This window comes from Streptomyces sp. NBC_00094, assembly GCF_026343125.1.
Classification (GTDB): Bacteria; Actinomycetota; Actinomycetes; order Streptomycetales; family Streptomycetaceae; genus Streptomyces.
Genome location: NZ_JAPEMB010000001.1, coordinates 6,607,070 through 6,633,013, shown reverse-complemented (window position 1 = coordinate 6,633,013; position 25,944 = coordinate 6,607,070). Strand labels below are relative to the sequence as shown.

27 protein-coding genes are annotated in these 25,944 nt (G+C 72.0%); 5 read left to right on the top strand and 22 right to left on the bottom strand.

Going from position 1 to position 25,944, the window contains the following annotated elements:
- Positions 1 to 201: 201 nt before the first annotated feature.
- From OG580_RS29500 to OG580_RS29480, 5 genes are all read right to left on the bottom strand, one after another.
- Positions 202 to 1,482, bottom strand: a complete 1,281-nt coding sequence (locus tag OG580_RS29500; RefSeq protein ID WP_267046683.1) for an aspartate aminotransferase family protein — start codon at positions 1,480 to 1,482, stop codon at positions 202 to 204.
- Positions 1,479 to 2,321, bottom strand: coding sequence for a nitrilase-related carbon-nitrogen hydrolase (locus OG580_RS29495; protein WP_267046682.1), 843 nt, complete (start codon positions 2,319 to 2,321; stop codon positions 1,479 to 1,481). Before OG580_RS29495 ends, OG580_RS29500 begins: the two co-directional genes overlap by 4 nt.
- 228 nt (positions 2,322 to 2,549) lie before the next feature.
- Entirely contained in the window at positions 2,550 to 3,839 is a 1,290-nt protein-coding gene (locus OG580_RS29490; RefSeq protein WP_267046681.1) for a UL36 very large tegument protein, read from the bottom strand.
- Positions 3,840 to 3,933: 94 nt separating this feature from the next.
- Complete coding sequence (locus tag OG580_RS29485) at positions 3,934 to 4,338, bottom strand: PPOX class F420-dependent oxidoreductase (RefSeq protein WP_267046680.1); 405 nt, start codon at positions 4,336 to 4,338, stop codon at positions 3,934 to 3,936.
- 139 nt (positions 4,339 to 4,477) lie between these two features.
- Positions 4,478 to 4,879 carry a helix-turn-helix domain-containing protein gene (locus OG580_RS29480; RefSeq protein ID WP_267046679.1) on the bottom strand — a complete coding sequence of 134 codons (402 nt, stop codon included), beginning with the start codon at positions 4,877 to 4,879 and terminating at the stop codon, positions 4,478 to 4,480.
- A 61-nt stretch (positions 4,880 to 4,940) separates the two neighbouring features.
- Here OG580_RS29480 and OG580_RS29475 point away from each other — a divergent pair, with 61 nt between their 5' ends.
- The gene (locus tag OG580_RS29475; protein WP_267046678.1) at positions 4,941 to 5,624 is read left to right on the top strand and encodes an NAD(P)-dependent oxidoreductase; all 684 of its coding nucleotides are present in this window, start codon (positions 4,941 to 4,943) and stop codon (positions 5,622 to 5,624) included.
- A 96-nt stretch (positions 5,625 to 5,720) separates the two neighbouring features.
- On the opposite strand, the gene OG580_RS29470 is transcribed toward OG580_RS29475, so the two are convergent.
- The gene (locus OG580_RS29470; RefSeq protein ID WP_267046677.1) at positions 5,721 to 5,972 is read right to left on the bottom strand and encodes a helix-turn-helix domain-containing protein; all 252 of its coding nucleotides are present in this window, start codon (positions 5,970 to 5,972) and stop codon (positions 5,721 to 5,723) included.
- Positions 5,973 to 6,004: 32 nt separating this feature from the next.
- On the opposite strand from OG580_RS29470, the gene map reads away from it, so the two are divergent.
- Complete coding sequence (gene map, locus OG580_RS29465) at positions 6,005 to 6,772, top strand: type I methionyl aminopeptidase (protein WP_267046676.1); 768 nt, start codon at positions 6,005 to 6,007, stop codon at positions 6,770 to 6,772.
- On the opposite strand, the gene ggt is transcribed toward map, so the two are convergent.
- On the bottom strand, positions 6,759 to 8,576 hold the full coding sequence (ggt, locus tag OG580_RS29460; protein WP_267046675.1) for a gamma-glutamyltransferase: 1,818 nt from the start codon (positions 8,574 to 8,576) through the stop codon (positions 6,759 to 6,761). The genes map and ggt overlap by 14 nt on opposite strands.
- A 104-nt stretch (positions 8,577 to 8,680) precedes the next feature.
- Between ggt and OG580_RS29455 the strand changes: the two genes are divergently transcribed.
- Positions 8,681 to 9,412: a hypothetical protein gene (locus OG580_RS29455; RefSeq protein ID WP_267046674.1), complete on the top strand. Its 732-nt coding sequence runs from the start codon at positions 8,681 to 8,683 to the stop codon at positions 9,410 to 9,412.
- Here the strand turns inward: OG580_RS29455 and OG580_RS29450 are convergent.
- Positions 9,363 to 10,655: a cytochrome P450 gene (locus OG580_RS29450; protein WP_267048172.1), complete on the bottom strand. Its 1,293-nt coding sequence runs from the start codon at positions 10,653 to 10,655 to the stop codon at positions 9,363 to 9,365. The two genes, OG580_RS29455 and OG580_RS29450, sit on opposite strands and share 50 nt — an antisense overlap.
- 195 nt (positions 10,656 to 10,850) lie before the next feature.
- Here OG580_RS29450 and OG580_RS29445 point away from each other — a divergent pair, with 195 nt between their 5' ends.
- Positions 10,851 to 12,419: a CocE/NonD family hydrolase gene (locus tag OG580_RS29445; RefSeq protein ID WP_267046673.1), complete on the top strand. Its 1,569-nt coding sequence runs from the start codon at positions 10,851 to 10,853 to the stop codon at positions 12,417 to 12,419.
- A 38-nt stretch (positions 12,420 to 12,457) separates the two neighbouring features.
- On the opposite strand, the gene OG580_RS29440 is transcribed toward OG580_RS29445, so the two are convergent.
- From OG580_RS29440 to OG580_RS29375, 14 genes are all read right to left on the bottom strand, one after another.
- The gene (locus tag OG580_RS29440) at positions 12,458 to 13,315 is read right to left on the bottom strand and encodes an amino acid ABC transporter permease (protein WP_267046672.1); all 858 of its coding nucleotides are present in this window, start codon (positions 13,313 to 13,315) and stop codon (positions 12,458 to 12,460) included.
- Positions 13,312 to 13,956 carry an amino acid ABC transporter permease gene (locus OG580_RS29435; RefSeq protein ID WP_267046671.1) on the bottom strand — a complete coding sequence of 215 codons (645 nt, stop codon included), beginning with the start codon at positions 13,954 to 13,956 and terminating at the stop codon, positions 13,312 to 13,314. Before OG580_RS29435 ends, OG580_RS29440 begins: the two co-directional genes overlap by 4 nt.
- Positions 13,957 to 13,974: 18 nt before the next feature.
- Positions 13,975 to 14,892: a glutamate ABC transporter substrate-binding protein gene (locus tag OG580_RS29430; protein ID WP_267046670.1), complete on the bottom strand. Its 918-nt coding sequence runs from the start codon at positions 14,890 to 14,892 to the stop codon at positions 13,975 to 13,977.
- A gap of 14 nt (positions 14,893 to 14,906) precedes the next feature.
- The gene (locus OG580_RS29425; RefSeq protein ID WP_323182624.1) at positions 14,907 to 15,653 is read right to left on the bottom strand and encodes an amino acid ABC transporter ATP-binding protein; all 747 of its coding nucleotides are present in this window, start codon (positions 15,651 to 15,653) and stop codon (positions 14,907 to 14,909) included.
- Between the two features lie 147 nt (positions 15,654 to 15,800).
- Positions 15,801 to 16,244, bottom strand: a complete 444-nt coding sequence (locus tag OG580_RS29420) for a DUF6278 family protein (RefSeq protein WP_267046669.1) — start codon at positions 16,242 to 16,244, stop codon at positions 15,801 to 15,803.
- 74 nt (positions 16,245 to 16,318) lie between these two features.
- On the bottom strand, positions 16,319 to 17,098 hold the full coding sequence (locus OG580_RS29415; RefSeq protein ID WP_267046668.1) for an exodeoxyribonuclease III: 780 nt from the start codon (positions 17,096 to 17,098) through the stop codon (positions 16,319 to 16,321).
- Positions 17,099 to 17,222: 124 nt separating this feature from the next.
- The gene (locus tag OG580_RS29410; RefSeq protein WP_267046667.1) at positions 17,223 to 17,855 is read right to left on the bottom strand and encodes an MBL fold metallo-hydrolase; all 633 of its coding nucleotides are present in this window, start codon (positions 17,853 to 17,855) and stop codon (positions 17,223 to 17,225) included.
- A 9-nt stretch (positions 17,856 to 17,864) separates the two neighbouring features.
- Positions 17,865 to 19,247, bottom strand: a complete 1,383-nt coding sequence (locus tag OG580_RS29405; protein WP_267046666.1) for an alpha/beta fold hydrolase — start codon at positions 19,245 to 19,247, stop codon at positions 17,865 to 17,867.
- Positions 19,248 to 19,291: 44 nt separating this feature from the next.
- On the bottom strand, positions 19,292 to 19,879 hold the full coding sequence (locus OG580_RS29400; RefSeq protein WP_267046665.1) for a hypothetical protein: 588 nt from the start codon (positions 19,877 to 19,879) through the stop codon (positions 19,292 to 19,294).
- Positions 19,876 to 21,051 carry an ROK family glucokinase gene (locus OG580_RS29395; protein ID WP_267046664.1) on the bottom strand — a complete coding sequence of 392 codons (1,176 nt, stop codon included), beginning with the start codon at positions 21,049 to 21,051 and terminating at the stop codon, positions 19,876 to 19,878. The genes OG580_RS29400 and OG580_RS29395 overlap by 4 nt, the downstream gene beginning before the upstream one ends.
- A gap of 37 nt (positions 21,052 to 21,088) precedes the next feature.
- Positions 21,089 to 21,883 (bottom strand): ATP-binding cassette domain-containing protein, encoded by a 795-nt coding sequence (locus OG580_RS29390; protein WP_267046663.1) that lies wholly within the window; start codon positions 21,881 to 21,883, stop codon positions 21,089 to 21,091.
- On the bottom strand, positions 21,880 to 22,929 hold the full coding sequence (locus tag OG580_RS29385; RefSeq protein ID WP_267046662.1) for an ABC transporter permease: 1,050 nt from the start codon (positions 22,927 to 22,929) through the stop codon (positions 21,880 to 21,882). The genes OG580_RS29390 and OG580_RS29385 overlap by 4 nt, the downstream gene beginning before the upstream one ends.
- Positions 22,926 to 23,909: a sugar ABC transporter substrate-binding protein gene (locus OG580_RS29380; protein WP_267048170.1), complete on the bottom strand. Its 984-nt coding sequence runs from the start codon at positions 23,907 to 23,909 to the stop codon at positions 22,926 to 22,928. The genes OG580_RS29385 and OG580_RS29380 overlap by 4 nt, the downstream gene beginning before the upstream one ends.
- A gap of 123 nt (positions 23,910 to 24,032) precedes the next feature.
- Positions 24,033 to 24,761, bottom strand: coding sequence for a GntR family transcriptional regulator (locus tag OG580_RS29375; RefSeq protein WP_323182691.1), 729 nt, complete (start codon positions 24,759 to 24,761; stop codon positions 24,033 to 24,035).
- Between the two features lie 153 nt (positions 24,762 to 24,914).
- Here OG580_RS29375 and OG580_RS29370 point away from each other — a divergent pair, with 153 nt between their 5' ends.
- On the top strand, positions 24,915 to 25,934 hold the full coding sequence (locus tag OG580_RS29370; RefSeq protein WP_267046660.1) for a Gfo/Idh/MocA family oxidoreductase: 1,020 nt from the start codon (positions 24,915 to 24,917) through the stop codon (positions 25,932 to 25,934).
- Positions 25,935 to 25,944: the final 10 nt, after the last annotated feature.

Sequence of the window (25,944 nt, the reverse complement as noted above, 5' to 3'; positions counted from 1 at the left end):
TCGCCGACCACGCGACCACCGGCAGGGGCAGGGGCAAGGGCAGGGGCAGGGGCAGGGGCAGGGGCCATGCCCGTATCGGAGGGGGCGGTGCCGCCGAAGGGCGGTTCCCCGTGGGTGGGGGCGTCGGCCGCGGTGGCGACGGGGCCGCGCCGGATGGGGGTACGGGTGCTCACGGGACACTCCTGCGTGAGAAGGGGTCGACTACAGGGCTCCGAGCGCCTCTTCGAGGAGGGCGGCGCCTTCCTCGGCCTCGGCGACGGTGAGCGAGAGCGGCGGGGCGATGCGCAGGGCACTGGTGTTGTGTCCGCCGCCCTTGCCGATGAGGAGGCCGCCCTGCCGGGCCGCCTCCAGGACGGCGGAGGCCGCCTCCGGGTTGGCGCGGTCGGTGCCCGGCTCGGTGAGTTCGATGCCGATCATGAGTCCGCGGCCCCGTACCTCCCGGACGGCGTCGACACCGGCCGCGGCGGCCCGCACGCGTTCGATGAGGAGGCCGCCGACGCGGCGGGCGTTGCCCTGCAGGTCGTGCTCCAGGAGGTACGCGAGGTTGGCGAGGCCCGCGGCCATCGTGATCGGTGAACCGCCGAAGGTGGAGATGGAGTTGGCGTCGACGCAGTTCATGATCTCGGCGCGGGCGACGACCCCGCCGATGGACATGCCGTTCCCGATGCCCTTCGCGAAGGTGAGGATGTCGGGCGGACCGGCCTGACCGTGGGCCTGCCAGCCCCAGAAGTGGTCGCCCGTACGGCCCCAGCCGGTCTGGACCTCGTCGGCGATCCAGAGGATGCCGTGCCGGTCGAGGACACGGCGGAACGCGGCGTACAGGCCGTCGGGCGGGGAGGTGAAGCCTCCGACGCCCTGGACGGGCTCGGCGATGAGGGCGGCGACGTCCCGGGTGTGGCCGAGGAGGTCTTCGAGATCGGCGACGCAGGCCTCGATGAACCGCTCGTCGGTGTACTGGGCGTAGGGGCCGCGGTTGCGGACGCCTCCGTGGACGTACAGCGTCTGGAGCGGGGAGAGGCTCGTCGGCGACCAGGCGCGGTTGCCGGTGATGCCGACGGTGGAGAAGGAGCGGCCGTGGTAGCTGTTGCGCATCGCCAGGATCTGGTTCGAGCGGCGGTACGCGGTGGCCAGGAGCAGGGCCGTGTCGTTGGCCTCGGTGCCGGAGGTGGTGAAGAAGACCCGGGCGTCGGGGATGCCGGAGAGGCCGGCGATCCGCTCGGCGAGCTCCACCATGGGCCGGTTGAGGTAGAGCGTCGAGGAGTGGATGATCCGTCCGGCCTGCTCGGCGACGGCCTTGGTGACCTCGGGCAGGGCGTGCGCGGTCATGGTGGTGAGGATGCCGCCGAAGAAGTCGAGGTACCTGCGCCCCTCGGCGTCCCAGACGTGGCGGCCCTCGCCGTGGGTGATCTCGATGGGGTCGCGGTAGTAGAGGGCGACCCAGTCGGGGATGACGGCCTTGTGGCGGTCGTACAGGCTGCTCACGGCTGCACCAGCCCGTCGTACGCGTCGGGACGGCGGTCCCGGTAGAAGGCCCACTGCTGCCGCACCTGCTCGATGAGGCCGAAGTCGAGGTCCCGGACGACGAGTTCCTCGCTCTTGTCGGAGGCGACCTCGCCGACGAACTGGCCGCGCGGGTCGACGAAGTAGCTGGTGCCGTAGAAGTCGTTGTCGCCGTACTCCTCCTGGCCGACGCGGTTGATCGCGGCGACGAAGTACTCGTTGGCGACAGCGGCGGCCGGCTGCTCCAGCTGCCACAGGTAGGAGGAGAGACCGCGTGAGGTGGCGGACGGGTTGTAGACCAACTGAGCGCCGTTCAGGCCGAGTTGGCGCCACCCTTCGGGGAAGTGGCGGTCGTAGCAGATGTAGACGCCGACCCTGCCGACGGCGGTGTCGAAGACCGGCCAGCCGGCGTTGCCCGGGCGGAAGTAGTACTTCTCCCAGAATCCCTTGACCTGCGGGATGTGGTGCTTGCGGTACTTGCCGAGGTAGGTGCCGTCGGCGTCGATGACGGCGGCGGTGTTGTAGTAGAAGCCCTCGCCCTCGACCTCGAAGACGGGAACGACGATCACCATCCCGGTCTCCCGGGCGAGGTCCCGCATCCGCCGGACGGTGGGGCCCTCGGGGACGGGTTCGGCCCATCGGTAGTGCTCGGGCTCCTGGACCTGACAGAAGTAGGGGGCGTTGAACACCTCCTGGAACCCGATCACCTTCGCGCCCTGCCGGGCGGCCTCCCGGGCGTGCTCCTCGTGTTTGGCGATCATGGATTCGGTGTCGCCCGTCCAGGTCGCCTGGACGAGCGCGGCGCGTACGACGTCGGTCATGAGCTGCTCCTTCGGCACGGCGTCAGAGAGCCTCTACGCCCGTAGACGCGGGGCGTAGGAGGAGAACGTAAGCCCCGTCACACCCCGGAGCAAGACCACCGCCGTGAACCGGCGGCGTCGATCATGTTTCATACCCGAGTGGTCCACGTCGGACACGTACCGACACGGACAGGCATGGAATGACACGTCCCTTCGAGCCCTACCCCCAGAGCGCTTCGCCGTCGTGAGTCAGGCTCCCGCGAGACCCGCCACGCGGAGGGCGTGGAGCAGGTCGCGCTCGCGGGAGTGGGAGACCGCGCGGGCCGCGTCCAGGAGTTGGGGGACGAGTCCGCGCGGGTCCGCGCCCGCGAGGCGGGCGGCCTCCTCGGGGGCCCGGACCCGGACGAAGGCGGTGAGCAGGGCGTGGGCCTCGCGGTGGTGGTCCTCGGCCCGCAGGGCGGCGCACGCCCCGGCGAGCTCCTCCACGGGGCGGGCCACGCCCTGGCGCAGCAGCTGCTCGCAGTCGGCGGGCCGGCCGGCGTCGGCGAGGGCCCCCGCGACGGCGGCGAGCCTGGCGGGCGGCAGCGAGGCGGCCTCCCAGAGCAGGGTGGACCAGTCGGCGCCGAGACCGGCCCGATGGAGCGCCTCGGCGAGGGCGGGCAGCCGGGCCGGCGGACCGCCGAGCGCCTCGCAGAGCAGGGCGTGCGCCTCGCCGCTACGACCCTGGGCGCGCAACCGCTGAAGGGCGTAGACCGCGTTGGCGGCGGCGCGGGCGGCCTCCACGGGGTCGGCGCCGGGATCCGTACCGCCACGCGCCCCGGCCTCGCCGCTCGCCGCGGCCGGGTCGGCGCCACCGCCGAAACGGGCCCCCCGGGGCGCCGCTCCCCCGGTCGGCAGGACGGGCACGGCCGCCTGCTCCTCGGCGCTCTCCTCCAGCCAGGCGTACCGAGCGCCCCGGGGCCGCCGCTTCGGGGGCGCGGGTGCCTGGGGCTGGGGGTGCGCCGGGGGCGGCACGGGGGGCTCGGTCCGGCCCTCCGGAGCCGAGGCCGGGGTGAGGCGGGCCAGCCGGGTGGTCAGTTCGGTGACGCGGGCGGCTGCCCTGGCGTGGTCGTCGCGGGTCCAGGCGAGGTCGTTCTCCAGGCCGGCCCTCTCCGCCGGCTCCGGGGCGCTCCGGAGCCGCTCCCCCAGCTCGCGGGCGCGGTACTCGGCGTACCGGCGTTCGCGTTCCATCAGGCCGCGGCGCTCGGCGAGCGCGGCGGCTCCGCCGGGGCGGCGGTCGTGCGCGGCGGCCGCCGCCGCGTACAGCTCGCCGGCCCGGGCGACGAGGGGCCCGTCGACGGGCTCCCCCGCGTCCTGGAGCAGCGACTCGACGACGTCCCAGGGCAGGATCTCCGTACCGTCGAAACAGGCCCGCATCCCCTCGGGATCGCGTTCGACGAAGACCCCGTACCAGCCGGCCCCCGGCCGGAGGCGGCTCGCCAACTCCGCCAGCCAGCTCGTGAACGCGGCCACTTCCACCGGAAGTTGATACACCGTCATGCGCTAAGCACCTGCCCCGCCGTCGACTGGAACCTTCCGGTCCGCGGGTATTGGACCGCAGTCGTGTTACGGGACGACTACGGTCCGTTTTCGATCAGGCGCCTCGGCCGTCGGATTCCCCGAAGCGCACCACGATCCCGGTGTGCGGACGCTTGCCGAGCCGGACGATCATGGCCGGTACGTCGGTCAGCCAGTACTGCCAGGTGTACTTGCGCGAGAGCAGGGCCCGAATCCGGCGCAGCTCCTCCCCCTCGACCAGCCGGCCCTCACCGGGGAACCGCGCGGCGCCCTCGGCCACGTTGCCGCGCACGTCGCAGACGGCGACCTCGACCCGCGGGTCGTTACGGAGCCGCTTGACCTTCCAGGAGTCGGAGCGGGTCCACGCGTACAGCTCGGAGCCCTCCACCGCGTACCAGACCGGGGTCGCGACCCCCGTGCCGTTCTTCCGGAAGGTGGTCAGGCTCACGTAGCGGCCGCGCCGCAGCTCATCGGGCATCATGCCGGGAGCCTAGGCCAGACCGGGAGCCACAGGGGGGCGGGACCAGGGGTCACGCGTGGGTCGGGTGGGAAGCGTGAGCCGGGTGGGAAGCGTGGGGCGGGCGGGAGGCGTGGGTCGGCCGCCGGACCCGCATCCGGTGTCACGCCGCCGGGCCTGCCTCCTCGTACGCGGCACGGGCCTCCGTGATCTCGGGGGCGTGGGTGCGGGCCCAGTCGCAGGCCGTGTCGAGCGGCCCGATGAGGGAGCGCCCGAGGGGCGTCAGGGCGTACTCGACACGGGGCGGGTTCTCGTCGTGGACGGTACGGGTGAGGAAGCCGTCGCGCTCCATGGAGCGGAGGGTCTCGGTGAGGACCTTGGGGGTGATCCAGTGCAGCGGCACACGCAGTTCGGTGAAGCGGCGCGGGGTCCCGTCCTCCAGGCAACGCAGCACCATCGCGGTCCACTTGCCGCCGACCCGGATGGGCCGGCCGGGGCTTCCGGCGCAGTCGGGCCGACGGAAGAGGTCGGGGCTCAGCGGCTGCGGCGACGGCTGCTCGATCATGATCACGACGCTAGCCCAGTACCGTTGAAGTAACCAGGGGAGCCCGTTCTACGGTCCCGTCATGGACAACGACACGAGCAACAGCAAGAGCGGCGGCGACACCCTGCGCATCGCGGTCTTCGGCGCCGGCGGGCGGGTCGGCCGGGCGGCCGTGGCGGAGGCGGTGGCCCGCGGCCACCGGGTGACGGCCGTGGTCCGCGACCCGGCCGCCCACCGGGACCTGGAGGGCACGGGCGTCTCGCTCGTACGGGGAGACGCGACGGACGCGGCCTCGGTGGCGGCACTCGCGGCCGGCCACGACGCGGCGCTGCACGCGGCGGCCCGCCTGGACCTGCCCTCGGAGGAGTACTTCACGGCGGCGGCGAAGGCGCTCGTCGCGGGCCTCGCCGAGGCGGGGGTGCGGCGGCTGCTCACCCTCGGGATCGCGACCACCCTGGAGACCGCGCCCGGGGTACGGCTCATGGACGCCCCCGATTTCCCCGCGGAGTGGCGGGCCTTCGCGCAGGGACATGTGGCCGAGTTCGATCTGCTCACGGCCGAGGCGGGGTCCGAGCTCGACTGGCTGATGGTGGTGCCGCCGCTGGACCTGAACGCGGAGGCGGAGCGGACGGGCACGTACCGGACGGCGGTGGGCACGGTGGTCGACGGGCCGGGTCGCATCGGGCACGCCGATCTGGCGCTCGCGCTCCTGGACGAGATCGAGCGCCCACGCCACAGCGGGGTGCAGCTGGCCGTCTCCCGATAAGGCCGATCCCGGTGAGACCGACCCCTCTGAGGTCGATCCCGCCGAGGTCGAACCTGCCGAGGCCGGTCCCGCCGAGACCGACCGCCCCCACCCCGGTCAGACCGGGGCCGGGGCGCAGAGCACCACGAGCTGGTCCATGGAGAGGTCGAGGACTCCCGCGAGGGCCGCGACGGTGAAGAAGGCCGGGGTCGGGGCCCGGCCCGTCTCGATCTTGCGGAGGGTCTCGGCGGACAGGCCGGCCGCGGCCGCGATCTCGACCATGGACCGCTCGCCGCGCGCCGAGCGCAGGAGGAGGCCCAGGCGCTCGCCGCGCTCGCGCTCTTCGGGGGTCAGGGGTGTGCGCACCATGACGCCATTCTAATACCGGTATAGTAATTGGCATGGTGGAGATCAAGACGAACGAGTCCCTGGCGGCCATGCGCGAGGCGGGACGGGTGGTGGCCCGGGCCCTCGCGGCCGCCCGGGAGAAGGCGGCGCCCGGCGTCGCGCTGACCGAGCTCGACCGGGCGGCCCGGGAGGTCCTGGCCGAGGCGGGGGCCGGTTCGCCCTTCCTCGACTACCACCCGGACTGGGCTCCGGTGCCGTTCCCCGCGGTCGTGTGCCTGTCCGTGAACGACGCGATCGTGCACGGCATCCCGGGCGACACCCGGCTCGCCGACGGCGACCTGGTGTCGGTCGACTGCGGGGCGACGCTGGGCGGCTGGGTCGGCGACGCGGCCGTCAGCTTCACGGTCGGCCGGGCCCGGCCGGAGGACACACGGCTGATCGCCGCGGCGGAGGAGGCCCTTGCGGCGGGGATCGCTGCGGCGGTCGTCGGGAACCGCATCGGCGACATCGCGCACGCGATCGGCCGGGTCTGCCGCGGCGCGGGCTACGGCATCCCGGACGGCTTCGGCGGCCACGGCATCGGCCGCGCCATGCACGAGGACCCGGGCGTCCCCAACGAGGGACGACCGGGCCGGGGCATGAAGCTGCGGCACGGGATGGTGCTCGCGATCGAGCCGATGCTCATCGGCGGCGGCACGGACGACCACTACACGGCGGGGGACGGCTGGACGATCCGTACCCTCGACGGCTCACGCGCCTCGCACGCCGAGCACACGGTCGCGATCACGGACGACGGGCCGCGCGTGCTCACGGCCCTGTAGGGCGCGGGCGGACGACCATCGCCGAGCCGCCGCCCCTGCGGACCGTCTCCGCGGCGGCCACCCAGCGGCCGTCCGGCAGACGCTGCACACCCGTCGCCGCGCCGATCTCCGGGTTCTGCCGGAAGCCGTGCCCGATGCCCTCCAGCTCCGCCTTCAACGGGCTGTTCCACAGGGCGGGTTCGAGCTCGGTGGTGGTCTGGTTGCGCTGGCTGGCGCGGGGCGCGGCGATCGCGTCGACGAGCGGCAGGCCCCGGTCGACAACCCCGGTGAGGGTCTGCAGGACCGTGGTGATGATGGTCGCGCCGCCCGGCGAGCCGAGGGCGAGGACGGGGCGGTCGTGCCGGTCGAGGACGATCGTCGGGGAGATCGAGGAGCGCGGCCGCTTGCCGGGTCCGGGCAGGTTCGGGTCGTGGACGGCCGGGTTCGCGGGGGCGAAGGAGAAGTCGGTCAGCTCGTTGTTGAGCAGGAAGCCCCGGCCGGGCACGGTGATACCGCTGCCGCCGGTGGACTCGATGGTCAGCGTGTAGGCGACGACGTTGCCCCACTTGTCGGCGGCCGTCAGATGGGTGGTGTTCTCGCCCTCGAACGTGGTCGGGGCCGCGGTGCCGCCGCTCGCGCAGGACGCGGGGTTCCGGGGGTCGCCGGGCGGGAGCGGGCTGGTCAGGACGGCGTCGTCGCGGATCAGGCAGGCGCGGGAGTCGGCGTACCGCTGGGAGAGCAGTTCGCGGGTCGGTACGGACTCGAAGGCGGGGTCGCCGACCCAGCGGCCCCGGTCGGCGAAGGCGATCCGGCTGGCCTCGATGAAGCGGTGGAGGTAGCCGGCCGGGGTGGCGGCGGCGAGGTCGGTGCCCTCCAGGATGTTGAGCGCCTCGCCGACACTCGTACCGCCGGAGGAGGACGGGGCCATGCCGTAGACGTCGAGTCCGCGGTACGTGACCTTCGTGGGCCTGCGGGACTCGGTGCGGTACGCGGCGAGGTCACGCTCCGTCAGATCGCCGGGGCGGACGACCCGGGTGGCGCCCTCGCGGACCTGGGGCGTGCGGACGGTGTCCACGATGTCCTGGGCGAGCGGTCCCCGGTAGAGGGCGCCGATGCCCTCGCGGCCGAGCGTCTCGTACGTACGGGCCAGGTCGGGGTTCTTGAACACCGATCCGACGACGGGCAGTCGGCCGCCGGGCAGGAACAGCTCGGAGGTGGCGGGGAAGTCGCGGAACCGGGCCTCGTTGGCGGCGGTCTGGGCGCGGAAGGTGGGGTCGACGGTGAAACCCTCGCGGGCGAGCCGTTCGGCGGGTTCGAGGAGCGCGGCGAGGCGCTTGCTGCCCCAGGCGTCGAGGGCGGCCCGCCAGGTCGCCGGGGTGCCGGGGGTGCCGACGCCGAGGCCGCTGGTCATGCCCTCCTCGAAGGGGATCGGCTTGCCGTTCTCCAGGAAGAGGTCGGTGCCGGCGGAGCGCGGCGCGGTCTCCCGCCCGTCGACGGTGTGGACCGTACGGGTCTTGGCGTCGTAGTAGACGAAGTACCCGCCGCCCCCGATCCCGGCCGAGTAGGGCTCGGTGACGCCGAGGGCCGCGGCGACGGCGACGGCGGCGTCCACGGCGTTGCCGCCCTTGCGGAGCACCTCGATGCCGGCGGCCGACGCGTCGGCGTCCACGCTGGCGACGGCGCCGCCGTAGCCGACCGCGACGGGCTCCTTGACCGGTGGCGGCGGGGCCGCCGGGGCCGCCGCGGGCGGGGCGGCGGCACCCATCGAGAGCACCGTCGCCGCGACAGCGAGAGCGGAGACCTTCCCAGCGGCGGATCGACGCATTCCCAACCTCCAGTCAACAACCGTCCGCGCAGCGTAACTTCCGGTCCCGTCTCCCGTCAGGACCGCCTCGAACGAATGCCGGATCGCCGCTAGCATGCGCGCCCATGAACGAAGACGTGCGCAACATCGTGCTCGGGGTCCTCGCGACCGGGTTCAGCGCCTCCTTCGGCTGGCTGGGCCGTACGTACCTCTGGCGGCGCAGGCTCCGCCGCAAGCAGGCGTTCTTCGGGCTGCCGGGGAACTCCGAGTGCCTCCTCGTCGTGAACAGGGAGTCGGGCGGCGAGCGTTCGGTGCACCGCTTCGACGTGTTCGCGCTGCTCGAACTCTCCGCGCTGATCAAGGACTGCGGGGCGCAGGCCCGGATCCTCTCGCACGACCAGGGGCACCAGGGGTTCGGGGACCGGACCGAGTTCTGTGTCGGCGGGCCCTACTCGAACCGGCGGATGGACGCCCATCTGGCGACGCTGCTGCCGGGTCTCACGGTGAACGTCGAGGTGGAGCCGGGCCCGGTCCGCGGCCAGTTCCGGATCGGCTCGGATCACTACCTCTCGGAGGTGGGCGTGTCCGAGTACGTGATCCTGGCGCGGCTCACGGCGGGCGAGGGCGGCCGGCCGGTCTTCCTCTACTGCGGACAGCGGGCCATCACCAACCAGGCGGCGACCCGCTATCTGGCACGTCACCACGAGTCGCTGGCGCGCCGCTACCGCTCGGGCTCCTTCGTGCTCCTCCTGAAGGTCGTCAACTCGCAGGCCTACGGCCCCGATGTGGTCGAGCTGGTGGCCGATGTCACCGCCGCGACGCGGACGGCTCCCGCAGTCGCACCGGCAGCGACTTGATCCCGTTGATGAAGTTGGAGACGAGGCGCCGGGGCGGCCCCGTGAGGGTCACCTCGCCGCAGACCTCGCGCGTCTCCTCGTACAGCAAGCGGAGTTGAAGCCGGGCGAAGTGGGCGCCGAGGCAGACGTGCGGGCCGTCGCCGAAGGAGACGTGCGGGTTGGGCGTCCGGCTCAGGTCGAGACGGTGGGGGTCGGGGAAGACGCGCTCGTCGTGGTTGGCGGAGGCGTGGAAGACCACGACCTTGTCGCCCTCGCCGATCGCCTGGCCGGCCAGTTCGGTGTCCCGTGCGGCAGTGCGCCGGAAGGAGAGCACGGGCGGGTGTACGCGCAGGAGTTCGTCGACCGCCGTGTCCGGGGAGACCGCGCCGCTCCACAACCTCCGCTGTTCGTCGGGGTGTTCGGCGAGGGCGAGGATACCGCCGGGTGCGGCACTGCGGACGGTGTCGTTCCCGGCGACGGTCAGCAGGAAGAAGAACATCTCCAGTTCCGCGTCGGCGAGTTCGGAGGTGGCGAGCGAGGTCATGACGTCGTCGGCGGGGTGTGCGCGCTTGTACGCGGCGAGCTCCTGGGCGTAGGCGAACATCTCGGAGAGCATCGCGGGTGACCGGGGGTTGACCGGCCGGCCCCCGGCGTCGAGGACGGGCGGCTCGTCGGGGTCCTGGTAGGCGATGACCCGCTCGGTCCAGGCGTGGAGGAGCCCCCGGTCACTCGCGGGCACGCCGAGCAGGTCGGTGAGGTTGAGCAGGGCGTAGTCGTCGGTGACGGTCCCGACGAGGTCCACCTCGCCACCGGCGGCGACCGCCTCCGCGAGGAGGGCCCGGGCCCGCTCCCGCGCGGTCGCGGTGAACCGCTCGATCCGGCCCGGCGTGAAGGCGCGGCTGACGAGCCGCCTGAGGCGCCCGTGGCCATGGGGGGCTTCCCCGCTCGAACGCGGTCGAGAGCTTGGGGAAGGGTCCTGGTTGAGCATCATGCGCCGGATGAAGGGAAGGTCGGCGGGGTCGGGGTCGCGGATCTGCGTGGCACCGAGGTGCGAGGAGTACGTACGGGAGTCCTTGAGCACGCGGACGACGTCGGCGTGCCGGGTGACGGCCCAGAACCCGGTCCCGGCGGGCCATCCCAGGATCGCCGGCTCCGCCTGCCGGGCGACGGGCGCCCGGTCGCGGAGCGCGCGGAACCGGTCGTGCGGGATCCCGGCGGCGTAGATCCGGGGGTCGAAGACGTCGGGGACGGCGGGGACGTCCACGGCGGCGGGGATCTCGGGGACGGCGGGGATCTCGGGGACGGCGTTGTGCTCCACGGGCCAAGCGTGGGACCCGGACGCCCCGCACGCAATCGTTACCCGCACGTAACTTACCGACCGGTTACCTCGGGTACGGCCTCGACGTTACCGTCGGGTCACTTTGCACTCCGTATCCATGACACGAGTAAGGAGTGACCCGTGGGACACCCCCGCAAGGCGCTGCGTACCGCTTCCGTCGGCGCCGTCTCCGCAGCCCTCCTGGCGGGGACGGTGCTCGGCGCCACCCCCGCGACGGCGGAGACCGGCCCGTCCGTCCGCTTCGTCGACATCGCCGGGGACGGCGGAACCGTCCTCAAGGCGAACGTCGTCACCCCCGCCGGAGCCGGCACCTCCGCCCGCCTCCCTCTGATCGTGCTGCCCACCAGCTGGGCCATGCCGCAGATCGAGTACCTCGCCCAGGCCCAGAAGCTCGCCGAATCCGGCTACATCGTGGTGAGTTACAACTCACGGGGCTTCTGGGAGTCCGGCGGCGAGATCGAGACCGCCGGCCCCAGGGACATCGCCGACGCCTCGAAGGTCATCGACTGGGCCCTCGCGAACACGCCCTCCGACGCCGGCCACGTGGGCATGGCGGGAGTCTCGTACGGCGCCGGGATCAGCCTGCTCGCCGCGGCCCACGACCCGCGGATCAAGGCCGTCGCCGCGCTCAGCGGCTGGGCCGACCTCATCGACTCCATCTACAGCGGCCGCACCCAGCACCTCCAGGCCGCCGGCCTGCTCGGCGGCCTGGGATTCCTCACCGGGCGTCCCGGTCCCGAACTCCAGGAGATCCTCGGCGACTTCCTCTCGTCGAACCTCGACAAGGAGGACGAGATGATCGCCTGGGGCCGCAAGCGGTCCCCCGTCACCTACCTGGATCAGATCAACGCCAACGGCGCCGCGATCATGCTGGGCAACGCCTGGGGTGACACCATCTTCCCGCCCAACCAGTACGCGAGCTTCTACGAGAAGCTCACCGGACCGAAGCGGCTGGAGTTCCGGCCCGGCGACCACGCCACCGCCGAGGCCACCGGCCTCCTCGGGCTCCCCAACGACACCTGGACGAACGCCCACCGCTGGTTCGACCGCCACCTCAAGGGCGTCGACAACGGCATCGACCGCGAACAGCCCGTCCAGCTCAAGCCCCGCTCCGACGCCGGCTACGAGGGCTACCCCGACTGGAAGTCCGTCCACGCGAACCAGCGGAAGTTCGCCCTCGCCGACAGCGAACACCTCTGGGCGAACGTCGACTCCGGCGCCAACGGCGGCATCACCCTGCTCACCAACCTCCTGGACCAGATCGCCCAGACGCCGCCCATCGTCTCCGTCCCCCTGCTCAACCGCGCCTTCGCCGGCGTCTGGCAGTCGGAGTGGTACGGCACCCCCCAGCGGGTTCGCGGCACGGTGAAGGTGCACACCACGGTCACGTCCACGAAGGAGAGCGGCACCTTCGTCGCGTATCTCTACGACGTGGGCCCTCTCGGCGTGGGCAAGCTGATCAGCAACGCCCCGTACACCTTCCACGGCAAGACGGCGGGACAGGCGTTCCCCGTGGACCTGGAGCTCTTCTCCACGGCGTACGACGTCCCGGCCGGCCACCGGCTCGCCCTGGTCGTCGACACCGTGGACCCGCTCTACATCGAGCACAACCCGTCCGGCGCGCAGCTGACCTTCTCCTCCCCGTCGGCCGACCCGTCGTACGTGTCGGTACCGCTGCGGGAGAAGTGATCACCGGCTGCTGCCGGGCGGGCAGGGCTTCACAGCAGCTACTGCGCTCCCGGCAGCAGCGTTCCGGGTTCGGCCGGAGCGATGTCCACGGCCTTCGTCTTCGGGCTGCGACGCTCCCTGCGGGCCACCCAGGTGGCGAACCAGGAGAGCAGCATGCACATCCCGATGTAGATCGGTGAGATGACCAGCACGACGGGGATGAACGGCAGGTCGTAGTCGAGGTTGGACGCGATCAGCTTGCCCGCGTGCAGGAACTCCTCGTAGGTGATGAGGAATCCGAGCGAGGTGTCCTTGAGGGCCACCACCAACTGGCTGATGATGGCGGGCAGCATCGCCCGGACCGCCTGCGGCGCGAGGACGTAGGTCATCACCTGCGTCTTGCGCATGCCGAGCGCGTACGCGGCCTCGCCCTGGCCGCGTGCGACCGCGTGAATCCCGGTACGGAAGACCTCGGCGAGCACCGAGCCGTTGTAGAGGGTCAGACCGGCGACGAGCGCGGGCAGCGGCTGCACCTTCAGCGCCACGAAGATGAAGAAGATCATCACGAGGACGGGCATCGCACGGAAGAACTCGACGAGCAGGGTCGAGATCCACCGTAGCGCGCGGTGCTCGGAGAGACGTCCTGCGGCAAGGACCCCACCGAGCGCGAGGGAGAGCACCGAGGCGTAGGCGAAGGCCTTGAGGGTGTTGCCGAGCCCTTCGAGCAGTAGTTCCTGGATGCCCTCGTAGAGGAAGGGCGACCACTTGGTGGAGGTGAACTGCTCGGTGTCGAAGAGGAGATAGAGGAACCATCCGGCCAGGGCGAGGATCACGACGGTGGACGCGAGGCCGTACAGGAGGTGACGTCGTCGGGCGTGCGGCCCGGGGATGTCGTAGAGGGCGGTGGACTCGGTCATCGGGCGACTCCCCAGCGCTTCTCCATGACGTGGAAGAGGGCGCTGATGGTGAGGGTGATGATCAGGTATCCGACGGCGATCCAGACGAAGGTCCAGACGATGTTGTAGCCGAGCTCGCTCAAGGTCTTGTAGGTGCCCAGGAGTTCGGTGACGCTGAACGCCCCGGCGATCGCCGAGTTCTTGGCGAGGGCGATCAGGGTGGAGCCGATCGGCGGGATGACCGTGCGGAAGGCCTGCGGCAGGACGACCGCGCCGAGGATCTGGGAGAAGGTCATGCCCAGGCTGCGCGCCGCCTCGCCCTGGCCGCGCGGCACGGTGTTGATGCCGGAGCGCAGGACCTCGCAGACGAAGGCCGAGGTGTAGCAGCCGAGTGCGAGGACCGCGAACACCTCGAAGGGCAGGACGAGTCCGAACCGGGGCAGGCCCAGCATGACCGCGAAGAAGAGAAGGGTCAGCGGGGTGTTGCGCAGGACGGTGACCCAGACCGTGCCGAAGACCCGGAAGGAGCCTACGGGGGCGACCCGGAAGGATGCCATGACGAAGCCCAGGACGAGGGCCAACGCCGAGGCGTAGACGGTGAGTTCGACGGTGCCGAGGAAGCCCTCGCCGTAGAGCGCGAAGTTTTCGGTCAGGACGTCCATGCGGGGAGGCTCCTCCGGTCAGCTCGCCGGGTAGCGGTCGATGGCGGGCGGCGGTGGGGCGGGGACGCCGGAGAGGCCGAGGGTGGCGTCGTAGGCCTTCTTCCAGTCGCCGTTCTTCTCGTGGACCGCGATGGCGTCGTCGAGGGCGAAGCGCAGCGCCGTGTCCCCGTGGGGGACGCCGATCCCGTACGGCTCCTTGGAGAACGGCTTCCCGACGAGCTTGAGTTCGTCGGGGACCTTGGCGGCGTACCCCATGAGGATCGTGTCGTCGGTGGTGACCGCGTCGACCTGATAGGTCAGGAGGTTGTCCACACAGACCGAGTACGTGTCGTAGGCGACGAGTTCGGCCTCCGGATAGTCCTTCTGGATCCGCTGGTACGGGGTGGATCCGGCGGCCGAGCAGACCCGCTTGCCGGCCAGGTCCTGCGGTCCGGCGATGTCGTTCTCGTCGGTGCGGACCAGGAGGGACTGGCCGGCCTGGTAGTAGGGGCCGGCGAAGCCGACGAGCTTCTTGCGGTTGTCGTTGATGGTGTACGTGCCGACGTAGTAGTCGATCTGGCCGTTCTGCAGAGCGGTCTCACGGTTGGCCGAGGCGATCGTGCGGAACTCGATGCCGGCCGGCTCGAAGCCGAGCGAGGCCGCCATCATCTTGGCGATCTCGATGTCGAAGCCGGAGTAGCGGCCGGTGGCGGGGTCCTTCTCGCCCATGTACGGCTGGTCCTCCTTGGCGCCGACGACGAGCCGTCCGCGCTTCTTCGCCCGGTTCCAGGTCCCCGAGTCGGGCAGGGTGAATCCCGACTGGACCTGGTAGACGGGGAGTTGGTCGGGCTGGGGGCCCTTGACCGGCGGGCTGCCCTCCTTGCCGCAGCCGCCGAGCGCCACCACCGCGGCGAGCAGCAGGGCGAGGGCGGCCGGGGTCCGGCGCGTACGCTGCATGGTTCCCACCCCGGTCAGTGCTTGAGGATCTTGGAGAGGAAGTCCTTGGCGCGCTCGCTGCGCGGACTCGTGAAGAACTCCTCCGGCGTGCGGTCCTCGACGATGCGGCCGTCGGCCATGAAGACGACGCGGTTGGCGGCGGAGCGGGCGAAGCCCATCTCGTGGGTGACGACCACCATCGTCATGCCGTCCCGGGCCAGCTGCTGCATGACCTCCAGGACCTCGTTGATCATCTCGGGGTCGAGCGCCGAGGTCGGCTCGTCGAAGAGGAGCGCCTTGGGGTCCATGGCGAGGGCGCGGGCGATCGCCACGCGCTGCTGCTGGCCGCCGGAGAGCTGGGCAGGGTACTTCTCGGCGTGCGCGGCGAGTCCGACCCGGTCGAGGAGTTCGCGCGAACGCCGGTCGGCGTCCTCCCTCTTGCGCTTGCGGACCTTGATCTGCGCGAGGGAGACGTTCGCGAGGACGGTCTTGTGCGCGAAGAGGTTGAAGGACTGGAAGACCATGCCGACCTCGGCCCGGAGCCGGGCCAGCGCCTTGCCCTCGTCGGGGAGAGGCTGTCCGTCGATGACGATCTCGCCCGACTCGACGTGCTCCAGCCGGTTCATCGCCCGGCAGAGGGTGGACTTGCCGGAGCCGGAGGGGCCGATGACGACGACCACCTCACCGCGGCCGACGGTGAGGTCCACATCCTGGAGCACGTGCAGCGCGCCGTAGTGCTTGTTGACGCCACGCAGTTCGATCAGCGGATCGACGACGGCCATACGCTGCCCTGCCCCCTTCTCGGCGGTGTCGCGGTCAGCGCAAACTATCCACAGAAAAAGGGACTTCACGGCTGACACGCATGAAACAGGAATAAGCCGTATTTACTGCAAAAGAGTGGTTCAGGGTGGAAGGAAAACCGGGTCCGCTCAGAGTTCGGCGGCCTCCGCGTACACCTGGTACAGCTCCGGCGCCCCCCGCATCGCCCAGTCGAGGCCGGCCTCGACGACCTGGATCTCGCGGCCGGAGGCGAGCCGCACGACGGGGCCGCCGGCGGGCCACACCTGCCACCGGGCCCCGGGCACGTTCCGGACGATCACCGTGCCGAGGTAGAGGCCGGCGTCGTTGCCGAACCAGGGAAGCTCCTCCGGGTCGTCACGCCAGCGGGGCGGCAACTGGTCCAGCTCCTGGAGGGAGCGCGGGCTGTCGTCGAGCAGCACCCCGGACTCCTCGACGCGGGCGCGGAGCAGCTCGCACTCGGAGAGCAGCTCGCTCACTCCGTCGGGGTCACGGTCGAAGTCGGCGGCCGGCGATTCGTCGGCCACCTCGCTCCCGTGTCGCTTGCGCCAATTGTCCAGAAACGGAATGTTCATCCGAACAGCCTCGCACCGCCGCCTGCCGGTCGACCACCCGGCGCGCGGAGATCGTCTTCTCCGCGCACCCCCGCTCACACGTCGAGGTCGACCACCACGGGCGCGTGGTCCGAGGCGCCCTTGCCCTTGCGCTCCTCGCGGTCCACGTAGCTGTCCGAGACCGCCTCGGCGAAGGGCTTGTTGCCGTAGACCAGGTCGATGCGCATGCCCTTGTTCTTCGGGAAGCGGAGCTGACGGTAGTCCCAGTACGTGTACGGGTGGTCGTACTTGAGCGGGCGCGGGACCACGTCGGTCAGGCCCGTCTCGCGCAGCCCGGCGAGGGCGGCCCGCTCCGGCTCCGTGACGTGCGTGGCGCCTTCGAACTCGGCGATGTCCCAGACGTCCTCGTCGGCCGGGGCGATGTTGTAGTCCCCGAGGACGGCGAACGGCCGCTCCCCCGCCGCGTCCTCCGCGACGGCGGCCTTGAGCGCCTCCAGCCAGTGCAGCTTGTACGCGTAGTGGTCGTGGACGACCTCGCGGCCGTTCGGCACGTACACCGACCAGACGCGGACCGGGCCGCAGGTCGCGGAGATGGCCCGCGGCTCCTGCACGCCCTCGTACTCGGGACCGCCGGGCAGGCCCGTGACCACGTCCGCGAGGCCGACGCGGGAGACCAGGGCCACGCCGTTCCACCGTCCGGTGGCGTTGACCACGGACTCGTATCCCAGCGCGCGCAGCTCCTCGACGGGGAACTGCTCGGCGGTGCACTTGGTCTCCTGGATGCACAGCACGTCCGTGCCGGTGCTCTCCAGCCAGGCCAGGAGCCGGGGCAGCCGGGCGGTGATCGAATTGACGTTCCAGGTGGCGATGCGCATGGGCGCAAGCCTACTGGCGGGGTGTGACAGCGGCCGGATCCGGCGCTCGACGCCCCGGAACCGGCGCCCGCGCTCGGCCTCCGCACTCGGCCCCCGTACTCGCCCCCGTACTCGGCGTGCGGTCTCAGAGCTCGGCGGAGGCTCCCGGCGCGAGGCGGGAGTGGTCGGTGCCGCCGAGGGCGCCGATCTGACGGTCGTAGATCGGCCGGGCGAGGTCGGTGAGGAGGGCGTCGTGGATGTCGTACGCGCGGCGCGGCTTCACCTCGCGGACGTAGTCGATGACCTCGGAGATCTTGTTCCAGGGGGCCATGACCGGCAGCAGCAGCGTGTCGACCGGCCGGTCCGGGACGGTGAGCGCGTCGCCGGGGTGGAAGACGGCGCCGTCGACGAGGAAGCCCACGTTGGTGATGCGCGGGATGTCCGGGTGGATCACCGCGTGCAGCTCCCCGTGGACCTGGACGTCGAAGCCGGCCACCGTGAAGGCGTCGCCGTGGCCGACCGTGTGCACCCGGCCGGGGAAGGCCGCCGAGAGCTGTTCCGCGACGCTCCGCAGCGTCCAGATCTCGGCAGCCGGGTTCGCCTCCAGGGCGGCGCGCAGCCGGCCCTCGTCGAAGTGGTCCGGATGCTCGTGGGTGACGAGCAGGGCGTCGGCGCCGAGGGCGGCGTCCTCTTCGGTGAACATCCCCGGGTCGAGGACGAGCGTCCGCCCGCCCTTCTCCAGCCGGACGCAGGCGTGGGACTTCTTCGTCAGCTTCACGCGGCCAGGTTACGCGGGCGGCGTCGTCTCCTCCTGGATGACGCGGGTGACCACGCGCAGGGCGGTCTCGGCGGCCGGCAGGCCGCAGTACACGGCGGTGTGGAGCACGATCTCGCGCAGCTCGTCGGGCGACAGGCCGTTGCGGAGGGCGGCGCGGGTGTGGTCGGCGAGCGCCTCGCGGTGGCCTCCGGCGATGAGGGCCGTGAGGGTGACGGCGCTGCGGGTGCGCCGGTCGAGCCCCTCGCGGCTCCAGACCTCGCCCCAGGCGTAGCGGGTGACGAGGGCCTGGAAGGCGCTGTCGGGATCGTCGGCGAGGGCCTGGTCCACATGGGCGTCGCCGAGGACCTCGCGCCGCAGGCCGAGGCCCGTCTCGTACGGGTCGGGGCGGCCGGCCGCCGCGGGCTCGGCGGCCGGGACCTCGGCGGCGGGCTCGGCGGCGGGGACCGGAACCGCGGGGAGCGGCGGCACGGTGAGGGTGCCGCTGGCCTCCTGGGCGATGCCCGCGAAGTGCTCGGCGAGCAGGTCGGTGACGGCGGCGGGCTGCTCGACGGGGGCCAGGTGCGAGGCGCCGGGGACGACGGCGAGCCGGGCGTCGGCGATGCCGGCCACGAGGGTGCGGGCCTCGGCGGGGCCGGTGACCTGGTCCTCGGAACCGACGAGGACGAGCGCGGGGACGCCGATCCGGCCGAGGGCCTCGCGGACGTCGAAGACGGCGAGGGCCTCGCAGGCGGCGACGTAACAGGCGGGGTCGGTCGTCCGGACCATCTGGACGGCCCAGTCGACGATGGCGGGCTGCGCGCCGGCGAAGAGCGGGGTGAACCACTGCTCGGGCGCGGTACGGGCCATGGGCTCCAGCCCGTTGGTACGGACGATCACCCCGCGCTGGCGGAACTCGTCGGCGCTGCCGAACCGCGGCGAGGTGGCGACCAGGGCGAGCGAGGCGACCCGGTGGGGCGCGCGCAGCGCGAGGTCGAGGCCGACGGCCCCGCCGAGGGAGCAGCCCGCGTACCCGAAGCGCTGGACGCCGAGCGTGTCGAGCGTCGCGAGGAGGCGGTCGCCGAGCTCGGCGACGGAGGTGAAGGGCTGGGCGGGCGCTCCGCCGTGCCCGGGAAGATCGAAACGGACGACCCGCCAGTCCCGGACGAGCTCGGGTATCTGCCGGTCCCACATGTGCCAGGTCGTGCCCAGGGAGGGGCCGAGGACGAGGACGGGGGCGTCCTCGGGGCCGTCGCTGCGGTACTGGAGGGGCGCGACGGCCGGCGGCGGGGTCTCGCCGGGGCCGTTCGGCTCGCTCGGCCGGTTCGGCTCCATCTGCGGGCCCGGCTGGCCCGGGGCGGGCTGCTGGACGGGCTGATTCGACTGGTTCGGCTGGGGCGTCTGCGTCTGGCTCACTCGCTCCAGAGTAGTCAGCGCGCCCCGCGTGGCGGTCCGGGGGGTCAGGGGCTGGTGGTGGAGACCACGTAGACGCGGGGGAAGGCCGGGTCCGTGAGGTCGACCGTGATGTCGGTGGTCGGGCGGGGTTCCTCGCGGGTGACGGTGGTGCCCGCCCAGGTCACGCCCTCGGTGAAGGTCCAGCCGGCGATGTCGGCGTCGCGGTCGCCGACGGTGATCCGGCCGGGGGTGAGCGCCGCGCGGGACGTGCCGGACTCGGCGAGGAAGGCGTCGAGTCCGTAGGCGTCCGTCGTGAACTGGACGTAGAGCCGGCTGGTCTTCCAGTTGCTGGTCTCGTAGTACGCGACGTCCCAGGCGCCGCCGGGGATCGGGACCTCGAAGACCCGGCGCTTCATCTTGGAGGGCTCGTTGGTCTGGAGGCCGGCCGCCGAGGACTCGCGTTCCTTGTCACGTCCGCTGTCACGGCTCTGACCTGCGGAGATGACGAGGTAGCCGGCCGGGATGCCGACGAGCAGCACGATGATGACGGCCGTCAGCCAGCGCCGGCGGATCATGTGCCGGCGCTCTTCGGGCAGTTTTCCCTCGGGCGGGTGGGGCGAGCGGGGCGGGCGGGACGGGTGGTGCACGGTCATGAAGGCGGGTCCTCGGGAGTACGGGGGGGCCGGCCCGTGGTCCCGCTGCGCAGGGCCTGGGCGTAGCGCTCGTACCGTTCGTAGCGCTCGACGCGGCGCCGGTTGGCGCGGCGGAAGCGGCGGGCGACGAGCCGGGCGAGGTCGGCGGCGCCGACCATCCCGGCCTCCGGTCCGAGCTGGGCGCGGGTGATGCGGGCCTCGGGGCGGTAGCCGCGGCCGGTGAGGTGGCGGCGGAAGGCGTCGCGGGCGGGGCCGATCAGCAGGTCGTCGGCGGCGGAGACGCCCCCGCCGATGACGAAGCAGGAGGGGTCGAGGGCGGCGGCGAGGTTGGCGATGCCGACGCCGAGCCACTGGCCGATGTCCTGGAGCAGCTCGATGCTCATGGCGTCGCCCTCTCGGGCGAGCTCGGTGATGAGGGGGCCGGTGATGTCGGAGACGTTGCCCTTGACCCGCTCGATGATCTCGTACGCCACCGGGGAGTCGGCGGCGGCCAGCTCGCGGGCCTCGCGGACGAGCGCGTTGCCCGAGCTGTACTGCTCCCAGCAGCCGCGGTTGCCGCAGGGGCAGCGGTGGCCGCCGGGCACGACCTGCATGTGCCCGAACTCGCCGGCGACGCCGTACTTGCCGCGCTTGACCTGGCCGTCCTCCAGGATCGCGCCGCCGATACCCGTACCGAGGGTGATCATGACGAGGTGGTCCTCGCCGCGTCCGGCGCCGAAGCGCCATTCGGCCCAGGCCGCGGTGTTGGCGTCGTTGTCGACCATGACGGGGACCGCGAGCCGGCCCTGGAGGGAGTCCCGGAGGGGTTCGTTGCGCCAGGCCAGGTGGGGGGCGAAGAGGACCCGGGCCCGGTCGGCGTCGACCCAGCCGGCCGCGCCGATGCCGACGGCGTGCACGTCGTGCCGGTCCGCGAGGTCGAGGACGAGCTCGACGATGGTGTCCTCGACGACCTTGGGGCTCTTGGACTTGTCCGGGGTCTCGGTGCGGAGCTTCTCCAGGATGTTGCCGTCCGCGTCGACGACCCCGGCCATCACCTTCGTGCCGCCGATGTCGATGCCGACGGTCGGTACGCGGGGCGCGGTCAGGTGGGAGCGCCGCTCGCGGGTCCCGACGGTCCGCAGCACGGTGCCCCGGGCCGATCCCCGGTGCGTGAGGTCGCGGTAGGTACTCATCGGCTCCGATTCTGCCAGGTGTGGTGTGAGGGGACCGTTATGTGCCGGACGGCCGCTCCAGCTCGTGGCGGAGGTCCTCCAGCTCGCTGCCGCCGGCCATCTGGCGGGTCAACTCGTCGAGCGTGACGGAGCTCTTGGTGTGGCTGCCGGCCATCACGCCCCGCTTGAGCAGGACGAACCGGTCGCCGACGAGGTAGGCGTGGTGGGGGTTGTGGGTGATGAGGACCACGCCGAGGCCCTGGTCACGGGCGGCCGCCACGTACTTCAGGACGACCCCGGACTGCTTGACGCCGAGTGCGGCGGTCGGCTCGTCGAGGACGAGGACCTTGGCGCCGAAGTGGACGGCGCGGGCGATGGCCACGCACTGGCGCTCGCCGCCGGAGAGGGTGCCGATGGGCTGGTCGACGTCGCGCAGGTCGATGCCCATGCGGAGCAGCGCCTCGCGGGTGGTGGTCCGCATGAGGTCGACGTCGAGCCGCTTGAAGGGGCCGGAGCCCTTGGTGGGCTCGGAGCCGAGGAAGAAGTTCCGCCAGACGGGCATGAGCGGGACGACGGCGAGGTCCTGGTAGACGGTGGCGATGCCCCGGTCGAGGGCGTCGCGCGGGTTGGCGAGGCTGGCCTCCTCGCCCTCGATGCGGAAGACGCCGGCGTCGTGCCGGTGGAGTCCGGCGACGATCTTGATGAGGGTGGACTTGCCGGCGCCGTTGTCGCCGAGGACGCAGGTGATCTCGCCCGCGCGGACGTCCAGGGAGACCCCTTCGAGGGCCCGGATGTTGCCGTAGTACTTGCTGACGTCGGTCAGCTCGATGAGGGAGGGCTGTTCCGCGGTCACTTGGTGGCCTCCACGCGCTTGCGGATCCAGGCGTTCAGCAGCGTCGCCAGGAGGAGCATCGCTCCCAGGAAGAACTTGAACCAGTCCGGGTTCCACTCGGCGTAGACGATGCCCTTGCTGGTCATGCCGAAGATGAGGGCGCCGACCGCCGAGCCGATGGCGGAGCCGTATCCGCCGGTGATCAGACAGCCGCCGATGACCGCCGCGATGATGTAGATCAGCTCGTTCCCGACGCCTTCGCCCGACTGGACGACGTCGAAGGAGAAGAGCAGGTGCTGGCCGGAGATCCAGGCGCAGAAGGCCACACCCATGTAGAGGCCGATCTTCGTCCGGTAGACCGGGACGCCGACCGCGCGGGCGGCGTCGGCGCCGCCGCCGACCGCGAAGATCCAGTTGCCGAAGCGGGTGCGCAGCAGGATCCAGGTGGCGAGCGCGACGAGGCCGAGCCACCACAGGATGGTGACCTTGAGCTCGACGCCGCCGACGGTCACCTGGGAGGCGAAGAGCTTCCGGGCGGAGGGGAAGCCCTCCATGTCGGCGATGGACTTGGTGGAGACGGTGCCGCTGATCAGCTTGGTGAGGCCCAGGTTCAGGCCGGTCAGCATGAGGAAGGTGCCGAGCGTGATGATGAAGCTGGGCAGTTTGGTACGGGTCAGCATGAAGCCGTTGAAGACGCCGATCGCCAGGGTGACGAGCAGCGAGACGCCGACGCCGACCCAGACGTTCGCCGTCAGCTGGTAGCTGACCATCGACGAGACGAGCGCCGAGCTGGTGACGAGGACGCCGGCGGAGAGGTCGAACTCGCCGCCGATCATCAGCAGGGCGACGGGGACCGCCATGATGCCGATGGTGGAGGCCGCGTACAGCACGGTGCCGAGGCTCGCGGGGCGCAGGAAGCTGTCGGCGGCGACCGAGAAGAAGACGAAGACGGCGATCGCGCCGACGACCGAGCCGAGCTCGGGGCGGGCGAGGAGCTTCTTCAGCGGCGTGGTGCGCAGCAGCCGTTCGTCGACGTGGTCGATGCCGGGTGGGGCGGTGGAACTCATCGGGTGCCCCGCTCCGCGTAGCCGACGAGCGCGGCGGCGTCGTCCTTGGTGATGATCTGGGGACCGGTGAGGACCGGCTTGCCGCCGCCGAGTACATCGGCGTTGTAGCGGTAGAGCCAGAGCAGGTCGACGGCCTCGTAGCCCTGGAGGTAGGGCTGCTGGTCGACGGCGAAGCCGAGGGTGCCGGCCTGGAGGGCGGTGGCGACCTTGGCGTTGAGGTCGAAGGTGTCGATCTCGGCCGTGCTCCCGGCGCTCTTCGCGGCCTGGACGGCGGCGTCGGCGAAGGGGGCGCCGAGGGTGACGACGGCGTCGATGGCCTTGTCCGACTGGAGCTTGGCCTCGATGGAGGCCTTGACGTCGGGCATGTTGGTGCCGTCGACGTAGAGGTTCACGAGCTCGCCGCCGAAGGTCTTCTTCGCTCCGGCGCAGCGCTGCTCGTGGCCGATGTTGCCCTGCTCGTGCAGGATGCACAGGGCCTTCTTCCTGCCACGTTCCTCCAGCTCGTCACCGACGGCCTCACCGGCGACGGTCTCGTCCTGCCCGATGTGGGTGAGGGCGCCGAAGGCCTTGGACTGCGCGGCGCCCGAGTTCACGGTGATCACCGGGATGCCGGCCTTGACGGCCTTCTCGACGGAGGCCTTCATCGCGTCGGGCTTGGCCAGGGTGACGATGAGACCGTCGACGCCCTTGGCGACGTACGAGTCGATGAGCTGGGCCTGCTGCTGGGCCTCGTCGCTGTGGGCGTAGAGGAAGTTGATGTTGTCCTTGACGGCGGCCTGCTCGGCACCGTTCTGGACGATGTCCCAGAAGGTGTCGCCGTCGCCGGAGTGGGTCACCATCGCGAAGGTCCAGCGGGGGGTGTCGACAGCCGCCCTGCCCTGGGCCGCCGCGGCCTTGCGGGCGTCCTCCGCCCGCTTTCCGCCGGTGCTGCTGCACCCCGCGAGCGCCCCTGTGAGCGCGAGCGCGAGCACGGCGCCGATGACGGCCCGTACCCCTCCTGTCCGAAGCCTGGTCACGAGGCCGTGCCCTCCTTTGTGTCCTTCTGCGTGCATTGCAGTATCGGTCATGCAGGTCGTGGCACTTGTCAGGGGGGCCGTCCGTGGCTACGGACGGACCATCAGCTGGAGCTCGAAGGAGTAGCGCGCGGCCCGGTAGAGGTGCGAGCCGTACTCGACGGCCCGGCCCGTGTCGTCGTAGGTGGTGCGCTCCATCGTGAGCAGCGGGGCGCCCTCCCGCTCGTCGAGGAGCGCGGCCTCCTCCGGGGTCGCGGCGCGGGCACCGATGGACTGGTGGGCGCTGTGCAGGGTGAGCGCGGCGGAGCGGAGCATCCGGTAGAGGCCGGTGGTCTCCAGGCGCTCGGTGTCCGGCCCGTCCGGTGCGAGGAGCCCGGCGGGCAGGTGGTTGCGCAGGTACGCCATGGGCTCGCCGTGCGAGGTGCGCAGCCGCTCCAGGTAGTGGACCTCGCTGCCCTCCGGTACGCCGAGGGCCGCCGCGACCGGTCCGGTGGCGGGTTCCAGGCGGTTGACGAGGACCCGGGTGGCGGGGCGGCGGCCCGCGGCCTCCAGGTCGTCGTAGAGGCTGCTGAGCTCCAGCGGGCGCCGGACCCTGCTGTGCACGACCTGGGTGCCGACGCCCCGGCGGCGGACCAGGAGGCCCTTGTCGACGAGGGACTGGATGGCCTGGCGGACGGTGGGGCGGGAGAGGCCCAGGCGGGTGGCGAGGTCGATCTCGTTGCCGAGGAGGGTGCCCGGCGGCAGCGTCCCGTTCTCCACCGCGCCCTCCAGCTGCCGGGCCAGCTGGAAGTAGAGCGGGACCGGGCTGGTGCGGTCCACGGAGAGCGGGGGCAGGGGCGAGCCGGGCTGCTTGGACACGGAGGGAGCGTAGCCGGGCGCGTCGGCGACAGGAAGCTGATGACCGGAAGTCGTGACGTCCTGTTGTCCTGACAAATCCTTGACAGGGGAGGCGTACGGATCCACGGTGGGGCCATGCGCATCGGACTCATCGGTACGGGACGGATCGGGAGCTTCCACGCGGGGGTACTGGCCCGTCACCCGGAGGTCGAGTCGCTGGTCGTGGCGGACGCGGACGCGACACGGGCGGCCGGGGTCGCGGGGGCGCTCGGGGCCGAGGCGGCCCCGGACGTGACGGCGCTCCTCGGGCACGCCCTGGACGCGGTGGTGATCGCCTCGGCGACGGCCGCGCACGCGGAGCTGATCGCCCGCGTCGCCGGGTCCGGTCTGCCGGCCTTCTGCGAGAAGCCGATCGCCCTGGACCTGCCCGGCACGCGGACGGCGCTGCGGGCCGTGGCGGACGCGGGCACCGAGCTTCAGCTCGGGTTCATGCGGCGCTTCGACGCGGGGTACCGGGCGGCGCGCGAGGCCGTGCGCTCGGGGCGGCTCGGCCGGCTGCACACCGTACGGGCGACGACCTCCGACCCGGAGCCGCCGCCCGCCGCGTACCTGCCGCTCTCCGGAGGTCTCTTCCGGGACTGTCTGGTCCACGACTTCGACATCGTCCGCTGGGTGACCGGCCGGGAGGTCGTCGAGGTGTACGCGACGGGCTCGGACGCGGGTCCCGCGATGTTCCGGGAGGCCGGGGACGTGGACACCGCCGCCACGCTCCTCACGCTGGACGACGGCACGCTGGTCACGGTCACCGGGACGCGGTGCAACGGCGCCGGGTACGACGTACGGATGGAGCTGGCCGGCGAGCGGGACCAGATCGCGGTCGGCCTGGACGACCGGACGCCGCTCGCCTCGGTGGAGCCGCTGGGGCCACCCGCGCCCGGGAAGCCCTGGCCGGGTTTCCTGGAGCGGTTCGCCCCTGCGTACGAGGCGGAGCTCGACGCCTTCGTACGGCTGGTGCGCGGCGAGGCGGCCAACGCGTGCGACGGGCGGGAGGCCCTGGCGGCGCTCCGGATCGCCGAGGCCTGCGAGCGCTCGCGCCGGGAGCGGCGTCCGGTGCGGATGGACGCCCCCTGGGTCGTGTCGCCGGACACGACCTAAGGCATGGCTG

Excerpts from the sequence above, each read along its gene's own strand:
- OG580_RS29495 (WP_267046682.1), bottom strand. The coding sequence starts at position 2,321 with ATGACCGACGTCGTACGCGCCGCGCTCGTCCAGGCGACCTGGACGGGC.
- OG580_RS29490 (WP_267046681.1), bottom strand. The coding sequence starts at position 3,839 with ATGACGGTGTATCAACTTCCGGTGGAAGTGGCCGCGTTCACGAGCTGG.
- OG580_RS29485 (WP_267046680.1), bottom strand. The coding sequence starts at position 4,338 with ATGATGCCCGATGAGCTGCGGCGCGGCCGCTACGTGAGCCTGACCACC.
- OG580_RS29480 (WP_267046679.1), bottom strand. The coding sequence starts at position 4,879 with ATGATCGAGCAGCCGTCGCCGCAGCCGCTGAGCCCCGACCTCTTCCGT.
- OG580_RS29475 (WP_267046678.1), top strand. The coding sequence starts at position 4,941 with ATGGACAACGACACGAGCAACAGCAAGAGCGGCGGCGACACCCTGCGC.
- OG580_RS29470 (WP_267046677.1), bottom strand. The coding sequence starts at position 5,972 with ATGGTGCGCACACCCCTGACCCCCGAAGAGCGCGAGCGCGGCGAGCGC.
- map (WP_267046676.1), top strand. The coding sequence starts at position 6,005 with ATGGTGGAGATCAAGACGAACGAGTCCCTGGCGGCCATGCGCGAGGCG.
- ggt (WP_267046675.1), bottom strand. The coding sequence starts at position 8,576 with ATGCGTCGATCCGCCGCTGGGAAGGTCTCCGCTCTCGCTGTCGCGGCG.
- OG580_RS29455 (WP_267046674.1), top strand. The coding sequence starts at position 8,681 with ATGAACGAAGACGTGCGCAACATCGTGCTCGGGGTCCTCGCGACCGGG.
- OG580_RS29440 (WP_267046672.1), bottom strand. The coding sequence starts at position 13,315 with ATGACCGAGTCCACCGCCCTCTACGACATCCCCGGGCCGCACGCCCGA.
- OG580_RS29435 (WP_267046671.1), bottom strand. The coding sequence starts at position 13,956 with ATGGACGTCCTGACCGAAAACTTCGCGCTCTACGGCGAGGGCTTCCTC.
- OG580_RS29430 (WP_267046670.1), bottom strand. The coding sequence starts at position 14,892 with ATGCAGCGTACGCGCCGGACCCCGGCCGCCCTCGCCCTGCTGCTCGCC.
- OG580_RS29425 (WP_323182624.1), bottom strand. The coding sequence starts at position 15,653 with ATGGCCGTCGTCGATCCGCTGATCGAACTGCGTGGCGTCAACAAGCAC.
- OG580_RS29420 (WP_267046669.1), bottom strand. The coding sequence starts at position 16,244 with ATGAACATTCCGTTTCTGGACAATTGGCGCAAGCGACACGGGAGCGAG.
- OG580_RS29415 (WP_267046668.1), bottom strand. The coding sequence starts at position 17,098 with ATGCGCATCGCCACCTGGAACGTCAATTCGATCACCGCCCGGCTGCCC.
- OG580_RS29400 (WP_267046665.1), bottom strand. The coding sequence starts at position 19,879 with ATGACCGTGCACCACCCGTCCCGCCCGCCCCGCTCGCCCCACCCGCCC.
- OG580_RS29395 (WP_267046664.1), bottom strand. The coding sequence starts at position 21,051 with ATGAGTACCTACCGCGACCTCACGCACCGGGGATCGGCCCGGGGCACC.
- OG580_RS29385 (WP_267046662.1), bottom strand. The coding sequence starts at position 22,929 with ATGAGTTCCACCGCCCCACCCGGCATCGACCACGTCGACGAACGGCTG.
- OG580_RS29370 (WP_267046660.1), top strand. The coding sequence starts at position 24,915 with ATGCGCATCGGACTCATCGGTACGGGACGGATCGGGAGCTTCCACGCG.